This is a genomic window from Bacillus sp. NPDC057893 (assembly GCF_042796455.1).
Classification (GTDB): domain Bacteria; phylum Bacillota; class Bacilli; order Bacillales; family Bacillaceae_G; genus Bacillus_A.
On record NZ_JBHVNG010000007.1, the window covers coordinates 94066 to 108998 of the forward strand.

A 14933-nucleotide genomic window follows, 5' to 3' on the forward strand; every position below is an offset into this window, starting at 1 on the left:
ATATTTAATCTCTACAACTTATTTTCATAAAAATTTTTATATTTTTCTTTTCATTCAAAAAAACATGTAGTATACTAACTTCAAAATCAGAGGAGAAAGGGAGCAAAGAACTATGCTTACTTATACAACAATTGTAGTTACATTTGCACAAAAACATCATCATCATACGTAACCCTTGAAACCTAGCGGAAAAATTACGCGTAGGTACAAGGGTTATTCCCGTTGTACCTACGTTAGGCGAAGAGCCATGTAGGTATTTTTTATCTACATGGCTCTTTTTTTATTGCCAAAAAGCTAGTAAAAAATGATGTTTAAGCAAATCTTACTACAAAGGAGTTAACAAAAATGGAAACGAAAAAATGGGGATTATGGGTTTTAACAGCTTTTGTTATCGGGAATATGGTTGGCGGTGGCGTATTTATGCTCCCAGCAAATTTAGCACACGTATCAGGTCCAATGGGATCTACACTTGCATGGAGTATTACAGGACTTGGTGTATTTATGATTGCACTCGTATTTGGAAATTTAGCAATTCGTAAACCAGAATTAAAAGCAGGACCACAAAGTTACGCCCAAGCAATGTTTACTTCCCAAAAGGCAGGTAAAGTTGCAGGATATAGTATGGCTTGGGGATACTGGGCTGCTAACTGGGCTGCTACAGCATCTGTAATTATTTCCTTTGCAGGATATTTATCAACATTCTTCCCAGTTTTACAAAGTAAGCAAATTCTCTTTTCAACAAACGGATTTTCATTAGAACTTGGAAAAACTTTAACCTTCATAGTATGTAGTATGATGCTATGGGGAATTCAATATATTCTTTCTCAAAATATTGATAGAGCAGGAAATATGAACCTTCTTGCAACAATCGCAAAAATCATCGGATTTACAATATTTATTGTAATCACATTATTCATTTTCAATGCCTCTAATTTCGGGGACGGTCAAACATTTATGAATGAAGCTGGACAACCTATTTCGTTGGGGGGACAAATAAATTCCGCTGCTATTGCAACACTTTGGGCGTTTATCGGTATTGAGTCAGCAGTTATGCTCTCTAACCGCGCAAAATCTCAGCACGACGTTAAGAAAGCTACGATTTTCGGATTAATCATCGCTCTTCTTATCTACATGGCAATTACTCTACTAACAATGGGCGCTCTTCCACAAGACGTTTTAAAAGAGTCTCAAAAGCCATTAGTAGATGCATTAAATTTAGCAATTGGTACTAAGGGTGCTTATATAATGGCCTTACTTGCACTCGTATCTTTATTCGGCTCTACTGTAGGATGGATCGTTGTTAGCTCAGAAGTACCTTACCAAGCAGCAAAAAATGGGGTTTTCCCTAAGTTTTTCGGAAAAACAAATAAAAAAGGAAGTCCTTCAAAATCATTATTTATTACAAATGTGATGACACAAATTTTCTTATTTTCAACGATTTCTGGTACTGTTTCCGAAGCATATAATTTCGCTATTGTTGTAGCGACATTAGCATATTTAATCCCGTACCTTGTTTCTACCTTGTACCAGTTAAAATTAGTTATTACGGGAGAAACGTATGATATAATGCCTGGATCTCGAATAAAAGATGGGATCATTACTGCACTAGCATTTTTATATTCCATTTGGGTTATTAAAACAGGAACTGCTGATTTAAAAACGTTCTTCTTAGGAATTGGATTGTTTGTATTAGGCCTTATTCTTTATCCAATTTTAATGAAAGATTCACAAAAAAAACAATAAAAAAGAGAAGCTTTCCGCTTCTCTTTTTTTATTAAAAGTCAGTTAATAACTTTTCTTTTAGTTCACCTACATCTAACGGTTTCGCATAATAAAAACCTTGTACAAAGTCGCAACCCATTGATTTTAATAAACTTTCTTGTTCTACCGTTTCTACCCCTTCAGCCACCACTAATAAATTTAAACTATGGGCGATTTCAATAACCGATTTTACAATCGTTCGCTCTGGTTGTGCATGATCATAATGAAACTCACGAATAAAATTACGATCAATTTTCACAATATCAAGTGGTAGTTGTTTTAAATAATATAATGAGGAATACCCTGTTCCGAAATCGTCTAAAGCGATTAAAATCCCCATACTTCTTAATTCTTGTAATGTAGCAATAATATAATCAAAATGACGTACAGCTATACTTTCTGTTATTTCTAATATTAAACGATTTGGCGGAAACCCTGTTCGCTTCAATATACTACGAACAGATAAAATAAAGCGCTTTTGCATCAATTGTTGTATTGATAAATTAACAGATAATTTCATTCCCTCTTGATACTCTGGCAAAGTTTTAAACAGTCGACATGACTTTTCTAGTACCCAGTCTCCTAGTTTTATAATAAGTCCACACTCTTCAGCTACAGGTATAAATTCACTTGGTGAAATAGGACCTTCTTCTGTCTTACAGCGTACTAAAGCCTCAATACCAGTACATCTCTTTGTTTTCAAATCAATAATGGGCTGTAATGCCACTTCTAATTCTTCGTCACGAATTGCTTTTTGCAAAGCAAACTCTATTTTCATTCTACGGTTTATTTTCGCACGTAATTCATCTGTAAAGAAGCACGCCGCATTTCTTCCTTGCTCCTTCGCACTATACATGGCTAAATCTGAATTTTTCAATAACGTTTCAACGTCTTTTCCATCTTGCGGATAGGAACAAAGTCCTAGACTGGCTGAAATATATACTTCATGACCTTCCAGCATAAATGGTGCTTGAAAGCATGACAACACAGATGTCGCTAACTGCCTCATCCCATCTTGTGTATGTTTTTTTGTTAATAGTACAAATTCATCTCCACCAAGCCTAGCCAAAACATCTTTATCTCCTAGTACGTAATGCAATCGTGAAGCGACTTCACTTAAAAGTAAATCTCCTATCATATGACCTAACGTATCATTCACTAATTTAAAACGATCTAAATCAAAGTAAATCATGCCAAACTCTATTTTCTCTGCAATCATCTTATTTACAGTCGTAATTAACTGCAAACGATTGGGTAAACTTGTTAACGCATCATGATAAGCAAGTTCCCTATAACGACTTTCACTTAATCGTAATCTTTGTTCTGCTTCTTTCCTACTACTTATATCATTTCGAATTGCAATAAATTGATAGGGTTCTCCCTTTTCATTTAAAAATGGAACAATTGTTGTTTTAACCCAATAATACGTACCATCTTTTGCTTGATTTCGAATTTCCCCCGTCCATACTTTTCCACTCAAAATACGCTTCCATAGGATTTGAAAAAATGCTTTCGGATGATATCTGGAATTTAAAATACGGTGATCTTTTCCTATTAATTCTTCTCTTTTATATTTTGAGATTTTACAAAATTTATCATTCACATATGTAATAAGACCATTTCGGTCTGTAATAGCAACAATTGAAGACTCATCTAATGCTAATTTTAAATCTTGCAATGAAGAGTCATATAATGCATGACCTCTTTGTTCTAGCATGCGCACCTCTCCTTGCTTCCTATCTGGCTAAAACACAACTCATTTCTCTTCATAGAAATAGAGATATCTCATTTTCTAACAATATGCCTTTACATAAAGTGAAACTTTAATCAGTGGGGGGTTTTGTCCATCCCCCACTGATTATTAGCCTTCACCAATCGGGCTTTTACGGGCAGTTATCTCCCACCTAACTTCCTCGCATTCACCGAATTTTGAGGTGGGAGTCTTACTGCCCGTTAATGCGGGATAAATCACAATTTTTTTCTAAATAGGCCGATTAAAATAACATAATATTATTTATAAAAAAAAGCAATATAGTGCCCTTTTAATAATAGTAGCGACTTTTCACTTCTCTGATTATCTGATCTTATTATACCGTATTCTCTTACATTTTTTTAATTTATAAAGCGACAATTTAATCAATACTAGCCTCTGTTCCCTACTAACGCGGCCCCACGCCTAATCTCTTTGCTTTCATGAAATATTAAGGTGTAAATCCAACTGCCAACAAACTAACGGAATAGAGATTAAAATTGGCAGTTAATATTTTGAATTACAATAACAAAATATTAACATATTTTCACCTTTATTTTGGAAGTATTTTATAAATATATACATTATTAAACAAAAAAGAGGGTATCCTCTTTTTTTGTTTAATAATATGGATTCGATATTTGCTGGTAACCTGGATATGGTGTTGGATATGGCGTTGGGTAAGTTACTGGATATGGAGCTGGGTAATATCCCCCACCACTAGCTGCACCTGTTAACGCTCCAGCTGTAAGTCCTCCTACTACTCCTCCTGCAAAACTTCCTGGAAAAAATCCTCCGCCCCATGAGCCGCCACCCCAGCCCCATCCGCCGCCGTGATGGTGGTGGTGATCATAATGATTGTGTCCACCATGATGATTATGCCCGCCGTGATGATGGTGCCCTCCACCCCCGTGATGATTCCGATCATATCCTCCATAATTTCCAGTATAGTTCATTTTTCTCCCTCTCCTTTTAGCATATAGTTCTGCCTCTCTTTAATATGTGGAATAATAAGGATTCTGTTGATAATCTGCATAGTATGGATAATCTGAATAATAAGGATAACCATATCCGCCATAACCAAACGCTGGACTGAGTAAAGCACCTGCTACAACCCCTGGAAAGAAACCTCCACCAAAAGACGGCGAATGTCCAAAACCACCCTGGAAACCTCCATGGTCAAAACCCCCGCCATGACCAAATCCACCAATTGGACGACCGTACATTTTATTCACGCCCTTTTTTATATAAGAACGTAACAATATACTGTATGTAGGACAAATGCGGAAAGCATGGGGAAAATGTCTATATTTTGTAAAAAAAACAAAACACTTTATAATAAGAATGTCGGATTATACCTTTTATATAAGAAGTCTATATTTAAGAAAGATTAGAGGAATTTTATAGAAATGAAGAAGCCTATCGTTCAATTATTATTGGTATTTACAATTGTATCTATCGTTCTCTTCCTATTAAATACGTCGATTATCTCGTTATATACATTCTTCGGTGTATTATGGTCTATTACAATCGTTGGAATTTCATTCGTTATTTTTATCGAAAACAGGTCTCCTCAAAGTACCTTAGCGTGGTTTTTAGTATTAGCACTTCTTCCTGTTGTAGGTGTGCTTTTATACTCGCTCTTCGGTCGTAGCCGTTGGAGAAGAAAAAAACATCTTCATCGTTCAGAAGAACAAAGAAAATTATTCCGTGAAATATTAGAAGGAAGACGACTAGAACTGTCTCTTACAGTTCCATTACATGAGCGTTCTATACATTTAACAGAAGTAGTACAAAAATTTGGAGGCGGTCCTGCCGCAGATAGAACGACGACAAAACTTTTAACAAACGGAGATCAAACCTTTTCAGAAATTCTACAAGCTATCGAGCAGGCAAAACATCACATACATATTCAATACTATATTTATAAATCTGATGAGATCGGTACAAAAGTTCGAGATGCTTTAATAAAAAAAGCAGAATCTGGGGTTATTGTACGATTCCTTTATGATGGACTCGGAAGTAATACGTTAAGAAGACGATTTTTAAAACCGATGAAAGAAGCTGGAATTGAAATTGTAGAATTTGACCCTATTTTTTCAGCTTGGTTACTTGAAACAGTCAATTATCGTAATCACCGTAAAATCGTCATTGTAGATGGAGAAATTGGATTTACTGGAGGACTCAACGTCGGTGATGAATATCTCGGTCGTTCGAAAAAATTCCCTGTTTGGCGTGATAGTCATTTGAAAATAGAAGGAAAAGCATTATATAAATTACAAGCAATCTTTCTAGAAGATTGGCTTTATGCCTCTAGTGGTTTAAGTAACTATTCTTGGGAGCAATTTATGAATATACAATACTTCCCTGGTAAAGAAATTTCGAATGCAGAAGGTGCTGTTCAAATTGTAGCAAGTGGACCAAGCTCAGATGATAAAAGTATTCGTAATACATTACTAGCTGTTATGGGCTCTGCCAAAAAATCTATTTGGATCGCTACGCCATACTTTATTCCAGATCAAGAAACTTTAACATTATTACGCTTAAGTGCAATATCCGGCATAGATGTACGTATTTTATATCCGGGTAAAAGTGATAGTATTATTAGTGATCAAGCATCACAATCCTATTTCACTCCACTTTTAAAAGCTGGTGCTTCCATTTACAGTTATAAAGATGGATTTATGCACGCAAAAATTGTACTCGTTGACGATAAAATCGCAACCATTGGAACGGCAAATATGGATGTACGTAGCTTTGAGTTAAATTATGAAATTATTAGTGTACTTTATGAATCAGACACCGTTCATGATATTAAACATGATTTTGAAGAAGACTTTAAGCATTCCACTGAAATTAAATGGAACTCGTTCCAAAAAAGAAGTATCAAAAAACGAATATTAGAGTCTTTCATGCGACTCATTTCTCCTTTGCTATAAGCAATCAATATAATATTGATTGCTTTTTCTTTTACATTTCCCCTCTCTCCTTTTCTTTGCATACCATATTAAAACAAGTTATCATAAGATGTATTACTTTATGAAAATAATGTTAGGTGGGAAATACATGTTAGAACAATTTCATATACACGCTGATTTAAAACAACAGCTCTCAGCCCTTCACGAAAAAAACAAACAAGAAGCTGGCGAAAATGCACATTTAATTGGAAAGAAAATATATAAAGCATCTGATAACAGCATTATTGAAGATGCCATTACAGCACTTTTACTTGGTAAAAACATTCTATTAAAAGGACCAACTGGTAGTGGTAAAACAGTACTAGCGGAAACTCTTTCTTCTTTATTCCAAAAACCAATGCATAGCATTAACTGTTCTGTCGACTTAGATGTAGAAGGTATTTTAGGATACAACACATTACAAACAAAAGAGGGTGCATCTGAAGTTACATTCGTTAACGGTCCTCTTATGAAGGCAATGAAGAACGGTCATTTCTTATATATTGATGAAATCAATATGGCAAAACCTGAAACATTACCACTTCTTCATGGTGCGTTAGATTATCGTAAAATGATTACAAACCCATTTACACAAGAAGTTGTATACGGTGATGACGAATATCGCGTAATTGCTGCGATTAACGAAGGTTATGTTGGGACAAGTGAACTAAACGAAGCATTAAAAAACCGCTTTGTTATTATTGAAGTTCCTTACATTCAAGGTGATACATTAAAAGAACTATTACTATCTGAATCAAAATTAAATGATGTTGCAACAATTGAAAAGTTCGTTGCATTCGCAAGCGATCTTATGCCTTTAGCTCGTGATGGGCGCGTAAGTGAAGAAGCAGCTAGTATTCGTGGCATTATCGATGCATGTGATTTAGGTGTATATATTCCTGTTATGCGTGCAATTGAACGTAGTATTATCGCAAAATTAAACGATGAAACAGAACAAATGACTGTCCGTGAATTAGCAGAAAGTTATTTCTTTGAGGGATAATTCATGAGACAAATTTTTAGTGACAAAAAAATTGATGCGTCGCTGTTTCTACAAATGGAAAACTTAATGTATGCTCTTCTAAAAGAAGACGATGCCTATCTTGAGTATGGCTATAAAGCATACTACGACGAAATTGAAAAAAAGGTTGTCATTAGTCACTTTTGGGATGATCGAAAAGAAGAGGATACAGTAATCGGATTAAAAAGCGAAGTGTTCTTAAAGGCACTTGGTAATAAACATTACTCGGACATGACTTTAATTCGTTCTTATGCGATTGAGTTACAAGAATCGCCTCTAAAAAAGTTTTTAACACAATTATTTGTTCTATTAGAAGATTTACGTGTTGAGGAAATCGTCAAAAATTTACGTCCTGGCACAAAACATATTTTTAAACGCCGAAAAGAAATGTATCGCAATTACTTTGGCTCACAGAATGAAATAAATCGTGTTCGTAACTATCACGGTGATCGTCTATTTTGTCTATGCTATCTTTCATTAACGAGTGATAAATATGAAATGTTTAATAATGAATATTTCGAGCAAATTGAAGCAATTTTGCATGAAACATTCCAAGCTCGTAATACGGAAGATATTATGTATATCGTTGAGAAAATTCGCTATCGCCTAGAAGGACTTCTTGAAAGTGATATGCTTAATAATTATTTCGGACATGCCCCGCTTTATTTATCTGTTATTGCAGATGAGAAAGACAGTCGCGCTGAAAAATTAGCAAATGATGATACGCAACTCATAGATGACGATGATAACAAAAACAAAATGGATGAAAGCTTCTCGACATGGCACCGTGAAAATAAAAACAATGAAAACGAGAATTTTTTACGCTTTGATTTAGAAAGTGGAACAAAAACAAACATGATGGGTGATACTGCTCGCGAATCAGAAGATGGCGAGCAAGCACTTGGTTCTGTACAAGGTACTTCTCAAAAAAGTACACAATCCAACTTTGATGGTGCTGATACAGAAGAAGCAAGAGCGTCTCACGCTTCTAGTCAAAACGAAGGTGCATACGGTAAGTATAATGTCGGTGCCTCTCATACATTTAAAGAAGCCCGTAAATCAAATCCTGATGAGAAAAAAGATTATCAAGCCATCAAATCAGTCGTTAATAAAGATGTAAAAGAATTAAAGAAAATTATCGAAAAAACAATTGAAAATAAAACGAATGCAAACAGTGATAAATACTACGGAAGACTTCGTAAGAAATTCCTTCGTATTTATACAGAAAAACAACCGCGTATGTTTTATAAAAAAGGACAAGAATCTCAAGAACTTGACGTTGCATTCCAACTATTAGTTGATTGCTCTGGCTCTATGTATAACAAAATGGAAGAAACGAAAAAGAGTGTTGTGCTATTCCATGAAGCTTTAAAATCGTTAAAAATCCCGCACGCTATTAGTGGATTTTGGGAAGATGCTTCTAGTGCTAAACCTGAAGATAAACCAAATGTTATCCATGAAGTTGTTACGTATAAAAACTCAACGTTACCAAACGTCGGTCCAGAAATTATGCAACTTCGCGAAGAAGAGGATAACCGTGACGGATATATTATTCGTATCGTTTCTGAAAAGCTTGCAAAAAGACCTGAGAAACATAAATTCCTACTAGTCTTCACAGACGGTGAACCTTCTGCGCTAGACTATCAACAAGACGGAATTTTAGATACGCACGAAGCTGTGAAACTCGCTCGTAAAAGTGGTATGGAAGTAATCGGTATCTTCATCGAAGAAGGCGAAGCGAAAGAAGCGACTTATCAACTAATGAAAAACATTTATAACCATCACTTCTTAGTTGCAAATCATGCTGAAGATTTACGCCTGAAGATTAAACCATTGTTGAAGAAACTATTACTGAAGACGATTGAATAGAAAAACAGGAGCCACGAGGCTCCTGTTTTTCTTCGTTAACTTACTTTGTTTCTGGTTGAAACTTGTATGGAATGGAAACTTCTAATAATAATTCGAACCCTCCATCGTAGTATGGGAATCGCTCATTCGCGATTTTTCTATCTACCCACTCGATTGCGGAAATTTCTCCTTCATCTTCTGCACCAAGTTCACCTGTTACAACATTTGCTCGGAATGTAAAAAATAATGCATGATGTCCCTTCTCTTCAAAAAACTTCTCATTTATTGCAACAAGTCCACTGAGTGTAGCAGTTAAACCTATCTCTTCTTTCACTTCTCTTACTAGTGCTTGCTCTAACGTTTCACCTTTTTCAACAGCCCCGCCCGGCAGTGACCAAACGTTTTGTTCTACATTATGTACCATTAATATTTTATCTTTTTCGCTATCGTGTATTAGTGCATATACAACATCAACTCTTTGCATGTTGCTTTTCTCCCTTCCTAAAATAATTAAGAGCCAATTCCTAAGAATCGGCTCTTCCTATTAATTCATCACTAACTCAGCTGCAAGCTTTTTTTTTAACTTAGCAAGCATATCAGTTGTCATTTTGTCTAAATCATATTCTGATTTAAAGCCCCACTCTTTCATTGCTGCTGTTGCATCAATAGAGTTCGGCCAGCTGTCAGCGATTGTTTGACGAGCTGGATCTACAGCGTAATCCATTGTAAAGTTCGGAATGTGTTTACGAATTGACGCTGCGATTTGCTCCGGCTCAAAGCTCATTGCTGTAATGTTAAATGCATTTCTATGCACGAGTTTACTTGGATCAGCTTCCATTAATGAAATGATCGCTTGTAAAGCATCTGGCATATACATCATATCCATGTATGTTCCTTCTGCAATGTATGAGGTGTATGTGCCTTTTTTAATCGCCTCATAATAAATTTCAACTGCATAATCAGTTGTTCCGCCTCCTGGAGGAGCTACGTAAGAAATTAAGCCTGGGAAACGTACACCGCGCGTATCAACGCCAAACTTTTGATGATAATAATCACATAGTAATTCTCCTGCTACTTTGTTTACCCCATACATCGTAGTAGGACGCTGGATTGTATCTTGTGGTGTATTATCTTTTGGCGTTGATGGACCAAATGCACCGATAGAACTTGGCGTGAAAAATTTACAGTTTAATTCACGTGCTGCTTCTAATGCATTTACAAGTCCGCCCATATTTAAATTCCAAGCAAATAATGGATTTTTTTCTGCCGTTGCTGAAAGTAAAGCCGCTAAATGAATAATTGTATCTACTTCATTACGCTTTGCAATATCATGTAATTTTTGTCCATCTGTTACATCTAACGTTTCAAATGGACCAGACGTTACTACTTCACTATCTGTTTCACGAATATCTGTTGCAATAACATTTGATGCACCGTATACATCACGAAGTTTCATTACTAGTTCAGAACCAATTTGCCCTAAAGAACCGGTTACTAGAATTTTTTTCATTTTCCCCACTCCTCATTTGCAAGCTATTCAAAAGATGTCGTTACTTAAATGATGCCCATTTCTTTCCCTACTTTTTCATACTTACGAATTGCTTCATCTAACATTTCTTTCGTATGAGCTGCTGTAGGCATATTACGAACGCGCCCCATTCCTTTTGCTACAGTTGGGAATACGATAGATTTTGCGTATACGCCTTCTTCATTTAGACGTTTACTAAATTCTTGTGTTAATACTTCATCACCAATAATACAAGGCGTAATTGGTGTCTCACTTTCTCCAATGTTAAAGCCAAGTTCTTTTAACCCTTGTTTTAAATAGCGACCATTTTCCCATAAACGATCGTGTAACTCTGTGCTTTCCATTAGAATTTCAATTGATCTCATACAAGCAGCTGCATCAGCTGGTGTTAAAGCCGTTGAGAATAAGAATGGACGTGAACGCACTTTTAACCAATCGATTAAGTTTTGTTTCCCAGCTACATATCCACCAATTACCCCAATTGCTTTTGATAATGTACCAATTTGGAAATCAACTTTATCAGAAAGGCCGAAATGTTTTACAGTACCTGCACCTTTGCCAAGTACACCTGAACCGTGTGCATCATCTACATATGTCATTAAATCCAGCTCTTCTGCAATTTCAACAATCTCTGGTAATTTTGCAATATCTCCATCCATTGAGAAAACACCGTCTGTAATAACCATTAATTTATTATAAAGACCTGATTCTTTTGCCTCGATTGCTTTTTTGCGTAAATCTTCCATATCAGAATGCTTATAAACGATGATTTTCGCTCTTGATAGACGACTACCATCAATAATAGATGCATGATTTAATTCGTCTGAAAGAATCGCATCATTTTTATCCATAACAGCTGAAATCGCTGCCATATTACAGTTAAATCCTGATTGATAAGCAATTGCTGCTTCTGTATGTTTAAACTTTGCAATTGTTTCTTCCAATTTAATATGCAAATCTAAAGTACCGTTAATTGTACGAACAGCACCTGCTCCAACGCCGTACTTATGAATTGCACCAATTGCTGCTTCTTGTAAGCGATTATCAGTCGCTAATCCAAGATAGTTGTTTGAAGATAAGTTAATATATTCTTTTCCGCCAATTGTAATGATCGGTCCATTTGAACTCTCAAGCGGATCAATTACGTTATAAAGCCCCTTTGATTTTAAATCCTCTAAATTTTCTTCTAAAAAGTTTGCAAGTGTTTTACTAGACATCGTGAAGCCTCCCATCGTTCATGTAAGCGGATTATTATCTCAATAATTCCAATAATCCCTCTACTAGCTTAACACGTTTTCAGAATTTATTATAGAAAAATAGTTTAAAGAAACCGCTTACAATTTTAGATTATATATGATTCATTACAAGAAATCTATCATTTACATTTCATATTTGATAGAATTAAAAAAATATTTAGGGAGGCTTCAAACATGGCATTTACTGAATCTGATGTATATAATAACGAATCGTTTTTAGAACAATATATGAAGCGAAGATATCGAGAAAATAGCCCAAACGAAGCACTTGAAAAACCAGCATTCTTTCAGCTCATTGGTAATGTACAAGGAAAACAAATTCTCGATTTAGGCTGTGGTGATGCTAAATTTGGCGAGGAATTATTAGAAAATGGCTGCCACTCTTACACTGGCATTGAAGGCTCCGAGCTTATGTATGAACAAGCTAGTAAGCACCTAGAAAATAAAAATGGATCTGTTCATTTTATAAATCTCAAAGACTATACCTACCCTCCTTCTACTTTTGATTTAGTAACATCTAGACTCGCCTTACATTATATTGAACATCTTGATATTATTTTTCAAAATGTATACCAAACTTTAAAAACAAACGGAACTTTTACCTTTAGCGTTCAACATCCCGTTATTACCTCTTCGTTTGAAAGCTTACAAACAAGTGGTAAAAGAACTAGCTGGTTCGTCGATGATTATTTCAAAACGGGAAAACGAGTTGAGCCGTGGATTGATCAAGAGGTTATTAAATATCATCGGACAACGGAAGAATATTTTACATTATTACAACAAGCCGGATTTACAATTACAAACTTAAAAGAAGCCACACCAAATCAAAAATGTTTTCAGGATAAAGAAGAATATGAACGTCGCTTACGTATTCCCCTTTTCCTACTATTTTCTTGCGAAAAATAAAAAAAACGATGAATTACTCATCGTTTTTTTTGTTATCTCATCGCCTGAACAGCTTCTTTACGTACACTTCTTCCTCTTCCGTGCGGGATACAGAGCGGTGTTCCAAATAACGGATCAGCGCTTATTTGACACTCCATACGGAATACATCACGAACTAACTTCTGGTCAATAACTTCTTCTGGTTTACCTTGTGCATATATTCGTTTATCTTGAATGGCTACAATGTTGTCTGCATAACGGCATGCCAAATTCAAATCGTGTAATACCATAACAATCGTTCTTTTCTCTGTTTCATTTAATTCGAATAATAAATCTAACACTTCAATTTGGTGAGTCATATCTAAATATGTAGTTGGCTCATCCAGTAAAATAATATCGGTATCTTGTGCAAGGGTCATTGCAATCCAAGCACGTTGACGTTGTCCACCTGAAAGAGCATGCACATCACGCTCAGCAAATTCTGTCATACCCGTTGCCGCAAGCGCTTTTTGTACCATTTCCTCATCTTTTTCGGACCATTGCTTCAGCCATGTTTGATATGGATAACGTCCTTGCTTAACAAGTTGCAATACTGTAAGTCCTTCCGGTGCTTGTGGCCCTTGTGGTAAAATCGCCATTTGACGAGCAATTTGCTTCGTTTGCATACTTTGAATTGCTTGATTATCTAACAAAATGTCACCGGTTGTTGGCTTTAATAATCTAGCTAGTGAACGTAATAAAGTTGATTTCCCACAACCGTTAGAACCGATGAAGATTGTAATTTCCCCTTTTGGAATTTCTAAATTCAGCTCATCAATAATAATTGTTTCACCATACGACAGCGTCAAGCGTTTCGTCTCCAATGCTTTTTGCATATTCATCTCCCTTTATGAATTCCGACTTTTATAAAATAAGGTGCATCAATTGCTGATGTAAATATCCCTGCTGGAATTTGGAGCGGAGTACAGAATGTATACGGCAAGTACCCAATCTACATCCATAATTAACGTCTTAGCAGACGCACCTTTTGAATAATAATCTGTTCATTAGAATCATTAAAATGAAAAAATACATCTAAAGCTTATTTTCAATTCATATTAATATACACGAAAATAATACTTATAAAAATACAAATAAAAACTGCAATGATTCAAAAAATAAACCAATCCATTTTGCTTCATTTTTTATAACATGCAGCGCTTTTCTTTCAAGATAATGATACGTTTTTAGTGTATTTCAACCTAATTCTCATTGTCAATGATAATGAGAATTACTTTCATTTATTCCTATTAAATTAATCGTTAAAGCTTTACTATCACACTCTCAATTGAACAAATATCCTCAACGTGGGAGGAGTGGCATAATAAAGTAAAAGTTTAAATTGTTCATCCTGCACTGATTATTAGCCCGCGCAAATCGAAATTTATCCCACAAATGGCGGGATAAATTTCATGCAAAAGGAATCGTTTACAGTATTTGTATTCCCCCTCCTTCTAAGTGCCTATGGAAGGTGAAGTAACAATGAATGAAGGAAAGACAAAAGAAGAGATTAAAAAGTTGACGACATTATTTGGAATACAGCTGGTGGTGTAATGGCCGCTAACTTACTACTAGATGATATTGAAAAACGCTTTGTTAAATAATTTTATTCTAACCAGCTCCCTCTTTTATGGAGCTGGTTTTTTCATTTCACTGAAGTGTCACATTATTTCATTTTGTATTTTTATTACCGATATGTTATATTGTAAAAGTAAATATAGTTTATTTTCTCTATATCAGAATAAATATTCTAATCTAAATTTTCTGATTTGTCACTATTTTACTTTCTTTTAGAATTCAATTACTACATTTGAAAACGCTTATTATCTTGTTTTCAGGGAAAAATACAATAACGGTTGAAGAAAAATAGATTTTTTCAGAAATTTCC

Annotated in this window: 12 protein-coding genes and 1 pseudogene; 5 read left to right on the plus strand and 8 right to left on the minus strand. The window is 35.2% G+C overall.

Features of this window, described 5'->3' with window-relative positions; translation table 11 throughout:
• Positions 1-345: 345 nt before the first annotated feature.
• Positions 346-1743: an amino acid permease gene (locus ACFVQC_RS23980; protein ID WP_377899435.1), complete on the plus strand. Its 1398-nt coding sequence runs from the start codon at positions 346-348 to the stop codon at positions 1741-1743.
• A 31-nt stretch (positions 1744-1774) separates the two neighbouring features.
• Here ACFVQC_RS23980 and ACFVQC_RS23985 read toward each other — a convergent pair whose 3' ends face one another.
• From ACFVQC_RS23985 to ACFVQC_RS23995, 3 genes are all read right to left on the minus strand, one after another.
• Positions 1775-3478, minus strand: a complete 1704-nt coding sequence (locus tag ACFVQC_RS23985; RefSeq protein WP_377890125.1) for a putative bifunctional diguanylate cyclase/phosphodiesterase — start codon at positions 3476-3478, stop codon at positions 1775-1777.
• A gap of 653 nt (positions 3479-4131) precedes the next feature.
• Positions 4132-4467: a hypothetical protein gene (locus ACFVQC_RS23990; protein ID WP_377890127.1), complete on the minus strand. Its 336-nt coding sequence runs from the start codon at positions 4465-4467 to the stop codon at positions 4132-4134.
• A gap of 39 nt (positions 4468-4506) precedes the next feature.
• Complete coding sequence (locus tag ACFVQC_RS23995; RefSeq protein ID WP_377890129.1) at positions 4507-4737, minus strand: hypothetical protein; 231 nt, start codon at positions 4735-4737, stop codon at positions 4507-4509.
• Between the two features lie 183 nt (positions 4738-4920).
• On the opposite strand from ACFVQC_RS23995, the gene ACFVQC_RS24000 reads away from it, so the two are divergent.
• The 3 genes from ACFVQC_RS24000 to ACFVQC_RS24010 all read left to right on the plus strand — a co-directional run bounded on the left by ACFVQC_RS24000 (position 4921) and on the right by ACFVQC_RS24010 (position 9358).
• Positions 4921-6450 (plus strand): cardiolipin synthase, encoded by a 1530-nt coding sequence (locus ACFVQC_RS24000; RefSeq protein WP_377890131.1) that lies wholly within the window; start codon positions 4921-4923, stop codon positions 6448-6450.
• A gap of 127 nt (positions 6451-6577) precedes the next feature.
• Positions 6578-7471: an ATP-binding protein gene (locus tag ACFVQC_RS24005; RefSeq protein WP_002159316.1), complete on the plus strand. Its 894-nt coding sequence runs from the start codon at positions 6578-6580 to the stop codon at positions 7469-7471.
• Positions 7472-7474: 3 nt separating this feature from the next.
• Positions 7475-9358, plus strand: coding sequence for a vWA domain-containing protein (locus tag ACFVQC_RS24010; RefSeq protein WP_377890133.1), 1884 nt, complete (start codon positions 7475-7477; stop codon positions 9356-9358).
• A 40-nt stretch (positions 9359-9398) separates the two neighbouring features.
• On the opposite strand, the gene ACFVQC_RS24015 is transcribed toward ACFVQC_RS24010, so the two are convergent.
• Genes ACFVQC_RS24015 through ACFVQC_RS24025 form a run of 3 tightly spaced genes read right to left on the minus strand, consistent with a single transcriptional unit; the run spans position 9399 to position 12082 of the window.
• Entirely contained in the window at positions 9399-9821 is a 423-nt protein-coding gene (locus ACFVQC_RS24015) for an NUDIX hydrolase (RefSeq protein ID WP_002010481.1), read from the minus strand.
• Between the two features lie 60 nt (positions 9822-9881).
• Positions 9882-10847, minus strand: coding sequence for an L-threonine 3-dehydrogenase (locus ACFVQC_RS24020; RefSeq protein ID WP_377890136.1), 966 nt, complete (start codon positions 10845-10847; stop codon positions 9882-9884).
• A gap of 44 nt (positions 10848-10891) precedes the next feature.
• Complete coding sequence (locus ACFVQC_RS24025) at positions 10892-12082, minus strand: glycine C-acetyltransferase (RefSeq protein ID WP_377890138.1); 1191 nt, start codon at positions 12080-12082, stop codon at positions 10892-10894.
• Between the two features lie 213 nt (positions 12083-12295).
• On the opposite strand from ACFVQC_RS24025, the gene ACFVQC_RS24030 reads away from it, so the two are divergent.
• Positions 12296-13027 (plus strand): class I SAM-dependent methyltransferase, encoded by a 732-nt coding sequence (locus ACFVQC_RS24030; protein ID WP_377890140.1) that lies wholly within the window; start codon positions 12296-12298, stop codon positions 13025-13027.
• A gap of 32 nt (positions 13028-13059) precedes the next feature.
• On the opposite strand, the gene ACFVQC_RS24035 is transcribed toward ACFVQC_RS24030, so the two are convergent.
• Together ACFVQC_RS24035 and ACFVQC_RS24040 are read right to left on the minus strand one after the other, a co-directional pair.
• Positions 13060-13881 carry an ABC transporter ATP-binding protein gene (locus tag ACFVQC_RS24035; RefSeq protein ID WP_377890142.1) on the minus strand — a complete coding sequence of 274 codons (822 nt, stop codon included), beginning with the start codon at positions 13879-13881 and terminating at the stop codon, positions 13060-13062.
• Between the two features lie 134 nt (positions 13882-14015).
• A pseudogene (locus tag ACFVQC_RS24040) lies at positions 14016-14203 on the minus strand (iron ABC transporter); the annotation flags it as partial.
• Between the last annotated feature and the right edge of the window lie 730 nt (positions 14204-14933).